Below are 5260 nucleotides of genomic sequence, written 5' to 3'. Positions count from 1 at the left end.
CCCGTCGGGATCGCCCAGTAGATGCGCTTCAGCGCGTCGAAGGCGGGATGGTCGATCGGCACGGATTCGGTGGTGAGGAGGTAGCAGCCGCCGCGTGCCAGAAACATGCCGGCGAGCGTCACGATGAAGGGCGGCGTCTCGAGATAGTGGATCATCGCGCCCATCAGCGCCCCGAAGAGCGCCGATATGACGAGGATCGCGGCGATCATCGGGTAGGGATGGTAGCCGTCGCGGATGGTGACGGCGAGGAAGACACCGGTGAAGGCGATCACCGAGCCGACCGACAGGTCGATGCCGCCCGACAGGATGACGAAGGTCATGCCCACCGCCACGATGCCGAGAAAGGCGTTGTCGGTCAGGAGGTTGGCGACGACGCGGGTCGACAGCATCGCCGGAAACTGTACCGACGACAGGGCGAAGGCGACGGCGAAGACCGCGATGGTGATGACGAGGGGCAGGAAGCGCGCGTTCATCGGCATCAGACCTTGCGGGGATTGGCGGCGGTCGGCGCGGCGGAGCCCGGCGCCGGGGCGCGGCGGGCCGTCAGGAGGCCGGTGACGCGCGCCATCGCCGGCGACTGGAGGACGAGGATCAGCGCGATCAGGACCGCCTTCAGGATGAGGTTCATCTCCGGCGGGAAGCCCGACAGGAGGATGCCGGTGTTCATCGCCTGGATGATCAGGGCGCCAACGAGGGCCAGCGGGATCGAGAAGCGTCCGCCCATCAGCGACGTGCCGCCGATGACGACGGCGAGGATCGCGTCGAGTTCGAGCCAGAGGCCGGCATTGTTGGCGTCGGCACCGCGGATGTCGGCCGCCGCGATGATGCCGGCGACGGAGGCGCAGAGGCCGGAGGTCATGTAGGCTGCGATCAGGACAGCCTTGGCGTCGATGCCGGCCAAGGCCGAGGCGCGCCGGTTGATGCCGGTCGCCTCGATCAGAAGGCCGAGCGCGGTGCGCCGGACGAGAAGGATGACCAGCGCCGCCATCGCGAGCGCGATCACCACCGGCATCGGCAGGAATAGGAAGGACCCCGAGCCGATGAAGAAGAGCGTCGGGTCGTTGAAGGTGACGATGAAGCCCGAGGTGACGAGCTGCGCGATGCCGCGCCCCGCGACCATCAGGATGAGGGTCGCGATGATCGGCTGGATATCGAGGACGGCGACGAGAATGCCGTTCCACAGGCCGCAGACGAGGCCGACGCCGAGCGAGGCGAGGATGACGAGCGGGATCGGCACGCCCGCGACCGTCAGCGTCGCGGCGACCGCGCCCGAGATCGCCATGATGGCGCCGACCGAGAGATCGACGCCCTTGGTGGCGATGACGAGCGTCATGCCGATGGCCAGCAGCATCACCGGCGCGCCGCGGTTGAGAACGTCGATCAGCGGCCCATAGAGGCGCTCGTTGCGCACCGTCAGGTCGAAAAAGGAGGGGAACACCATGGCGTTGACGCCGAGCACCAGGGCGAGGGCGAGAAGCTGGGGCAGGGCGGAGCGGAGGCGGGCGAGGGTCACGGGCGCATCTCCTCGGACGGCGTTCCGGCGATGGTGCGCATGATCGCGCCCGGCGAGACGTCCTCGCCCGTCAGGTCGCCGAGATGGCGGCGGTCGCGCAGCACGCGCACGCGCGAGGCGTAGGTCGTGATCTCGTCGAGCTCGGAGGAGATGACGAGCATCGCCATGCCGTCCTCGCAGAGCTTCTCGATGAGGCGGACGATCTCGGCATGGGCGCCGACGTCGATGCCGCGCGTCGGCTCGTCGAGGATGAGGAAGCGCGGCTCGGTCGCGAGCCAGCGGGCGAGGATCGCCTTCTGCTGGTTGCCGCCGGACAGGAGGCGGATCGGCTTCTCGATGTCGGTGGTGCGGATGTCGAGCGCCTTCACGAAGCGGTCGGCGATGCGCACCTGCTCGCGCATTGACAGGGGTTTCGCCCAGCCGCGACGCGCCTGGAGGGCGAGGATGATGTTCTCGCGCACCGACAGGTCGCCGACGATGCCCTCGACCTTGCGCTCCTCGGGGCAGTAGCCGAAGCCCGCACGGATCGCGGCGCGCGGGTTGACGAGCCGCACGGGCTTTCCGTCGACGATCGCCTCGCCCGTATCGGCACGGTCGGCACCGAAGACGAGGCGGGCGGTCTCGGTACGGCCCGAGCCGAGGAGCCCGGCGACGCCGACCGCCTCGCCGGGGCGGATCGCGAGGTCGAACGGCTCGACGCTGCGGCGGCGCCCGAAGTTGCGGAAGGCGACGCGCGGCTCGCCGGCCGTATCCCTTGAGGGCGGGGCGTGGTGCACGGCCTGCCCCAGTTCGCGACCGAGCATCATGGTGACGATATCCATGCGCGAGGTCTCGGCGATCACCCTCTCGCCGACGAGGCGGCCGTTGCGCAGCACCGTCGCGCGGTCGCAGACGGCGAAGACCTGGTCGAGGAAATGGGTGACGAAGACGATAGCCATGCCCTGGTCGCGCAAACGCCGCATGGCGGAGAACAGAAGCTCGACCTCGGCCGCGTCGAGGCTCGCCGTCGGCTCGTCGAGGATCAGCACCTTACCGGAGATGTCGACGGCACGGATGATCGCGACGAGCTGCTGCACGGCGACGGAGAGCTGCCCGAGCGTGGCGGACGGGTCGACGTCGAGCCCGTAGGCCTTGAGGAGCTCGGCGGTGCGGCGGCGCATGGCGCGGCCGTCGGTCAGGCCGAAGCGCGTCGGCTGGCGTCCGAGGAAGAGGTTCTCGGCGACCGATAGGTTGGGCAGGAGGTTGACCTCCTGATAGACCGTGCCGATGCCGAGAGCCTGCGCCTGCCGGCTGTCGGCCGGGTGGATATCGGTGCCGTCGAGGAGGATGCGCCCCCCGTCGCGGCGATAGACGCCGGTCAGCGTCTTGATGAGGGTGGACTTGCCCGCGCCGTTCTCGCCGAGAAGCGCGTGGATCTCGCCCGCGCGCAGCGTCAGGTCAACCCCGTCGAGCGCCGTCATTCCGGCAAAGGTCTTGGTGAGGCCGCGGATGGCCAGAAGGTCGTGGGGCATGGCGTCGCTCGGATCGGGGGAGCCGGGGGCGGTCCGTTCCGGCCGGCGCCAGGCGCGCGGCGGCCGTCTCGCCCCGAAAGGACCGCGCCGTCGGCCCCTGGGGGCGACGGCGCGGCTGATCGAACGGACGGGACGAAGCCCGTCAGGCGGATCGGCTCAGTAGCCGAGGCCCTTCTTCGATTCCATCACGGCCTTCGGATCGTCGGCCTGCGTGTAGAGCTTCGATTCGGTCTGGATCCACTTCTTCGGCTCGGTGCCGTCCTTCTTGTAGGCTTCCAGCGCATCGAAGGCGGGGCCGGCCATGTTCGGCGTCAGCTCGACCGTGGCGTTCGCCTCGCCGGCCGCCATGGCGGCGAAGATGTCCGGCACGGCGTCGATCGAGACGACCATGATGTCGGAGCCGGGCTTCAGGCCCGCTTCCTTGATGGCCTGGATGGCGCCCACCGCCATGTCGTCGTTGTGGGCGTACACGGCGCAGATGTTCTTGCCGCCGTTCTCGGCCTTGATGAAGCTCTCCATGACTTCCTTGCCCTTGGTGCGGGTGAAGTCGCCGGTCTGCGAGCGGGTGAGCTTGATGTTGTCGTGGCCCTTGAGGGCCTCCTCGAAGCCCTTCTTGCGGGCGATGGCGGGCGAGGAGCCGGTGGTGCCCTGAAGCTCGACGACGTTGCAGGGCTTGGAGCCGACCTGGCCGACGAGATAGTCGCCGGCGACCTTGCCCTCGTGGACCTGATCCGAGGTGACCGCGGTGAGGTAGAGCGAATCGTCGGTGGTCTCGATGTTGCGGTCGAGGAGAACGACGGGGATCTTGGCTTCCTTGGCCTCTTCGAGGACGTCGTCCCAGCCGGTGGCGACCACGGGTGCGAGGAGGATGGCGTCGACGCCCTGCGCCACGAAGGAGCGAATCGCCTTGATCTGGTTTTCCTGCTTCTGCTGGGCGTCGGCGAACTTCAGATCGATGCCGCGCTTCTCGGCTTCCTGCTTGGTGACCGCGGTCTCGGCCGCGCGCCAGCCCGATTCGGAGCCGACCTGCGAGAAGCCGACCACCATGCCGCCCTGCGCGAAGGCGGGCGCGCCCATCACGGTCGCCAAAGCCAAGGCCGCAGCCAGCTTGCCCAACTTACCCATGTTCTTCCTCCCTGAAGCCGGACCGACGCCGGCCTGAATCCGAACCGGCCTCCCGAGCCGGCGAACGGGTCCGGCCGCGCCGGTCACCGTCCTTGCGGTCGTCTGATCCGCAATAACTCATACAAGTTCGAAACTCGTGCGTCTGTCAACTCGATTTCTCACACGCCCGTGTTGATGCCGCGGCCCGCCATTTCCCTGTGGATTTCGAGGGGAATGGCGAAATGCGCAATTTGATGAAACCGGGCGGAAACAAGGCCGTTATAGGATCGAATTGCCGACTACGAGGAGAGATTCTGGTGCGCATCGAGACCATGGTGTCCGTTTTCGTGAACCTGACCGCGCTGGCCATGCTGGCCGCAGGCACGACGCTGGCCGTCGCCATCCTCTTCCCCTGACCGTTCCGTCGGCCGATCGGGCTGGCGACCAACCGAAACGACGAAGGGCCGGACCTCGACGAGGTCCGGCCCTTCGGATTCCATGGCTGAACAGGCCTTCCGGCCTAACGCTCAGCTTGCGCGGCGGGTGAGATACGCTTCCAGAACCGGACGCACGCCGTCGCGCCATAGCGCCTTCAGGTGGCCGGAGAAGGCCTCGGCATAGACGGGGTTCTCGACAAGGTCCCCGAAGATGTCGCGCTGTTCCAGAAAACGCCGGGGCTCGTTCTTGGCGGCGCGTGCGGCTGACTTCAGCGCATCCCAGTTCGGATCGTTCGGCTCGATCTCGGTGCCGTCCTCCAGCGTGCCGTGGCAGTAGCGGCACCACAGGGCGCCGACCAGCGCGAGGCCCGAAATGTCCTCGCCGCGGGCCAGCCGCTCGCGCACCGAGGGCAGGATGAACTTCGGCTGGCGGTTGGAGCCGTCGAGGGCGAGGCGCCGCAGCGTGTCGGCGATCGCGGGATTGGCGAAGCGCGACGTCACGGTGGCGAGGTAGTCCTCGCGGCTGACACCCTCGATGCCGGGGGCCGTCGGCAGAAGCTCGTTCTCCTCGACGTCGCTGAAGAAGCGCGCCACGAGATCGTCGCGCATGGAGTCGTGTGCGTAGGTCAGGCCGAGAAGCGCCGCGGTATAGGCGATGGTCGCATGGCCCGCGTTGAGGATGCGAAGCTTCATCA

The 5260-nt window shown here is 68.1% G+C and carries 3 protein-coding genes and 2 pseudogenes; all 5 read right to left on the bottom strand.

Going from position 1 to position 5260, the window contains the following annotated elements:
• A pseudogene (locus tag QZ753_RS12005) lies at nt 1-473 on the bottom strand (sugar ABC transporter permease YjfF); the annotation flags it as partial.
• A 5-nt stretch (nt 474-478) separates the two neighbouring features.
• A complete protein-coding gene (locus QZ753_RS12000) occupies nt 479-1513 on the bottom strand; it encodes an ABC transporter permease (protein WP_294644027.1) in 1035 nt (344 codons plus the stop codon).
• Nucleotides 1510-3024 carry a sugar ABC transporter ATP-binding protein gene (locus QZ753_RS11995; protein WP_294644024.1) on the bottom strand — a complete coding sequence of 505 codons (1515 nt, stop codon included), beginning with the start codon at nt 3022-3024 and terminating at the stop codon, nt 1510-1512. Before QZ753_RS11995 ends, QZ753_RS12000 begins: the two co-directional genes overlap by 4 nt.
• A gap of 156 nt (nt 3025-3180) precedes the next feature.
• Nucleotides 3181-4149 carry a galactofuranose ABC transporter, galactofuranose-binding protein YtfQ gene (gene ytfQ / locus QZ753_RS11990; protein ID WP_156369381.1) on the bottom strand — a complete coding sequence of 323 codons (969 nt, stop codon included), beginning with the start codon at nt 4147-4149 and terminating at the stop codon, nt 3181-3183.
• Nucleotides 4150-4655: 506 nt separating this feature from the next.
• Nucleotides 4656-5260 (bottom strand): annotated as a pseudogene (locus QZ753_RS11985) (mannitol dehydrogenase family protein); the annotation flags it as partial.

The sequence above is a fragment of the uncultured Aureimonas sp. genome, from assembly GCF_913775355.1.
Classification (GTDB): Bacteria; Pseudomonadota; Alphaproteobacteria; order Rhizobiales; family Rhizobiaceae; genus Aureimonas.
Note: the sequence above shows the minus strand (reverse complement) of the source record. Positions and strands in the feature narration are given on the sequence as shown.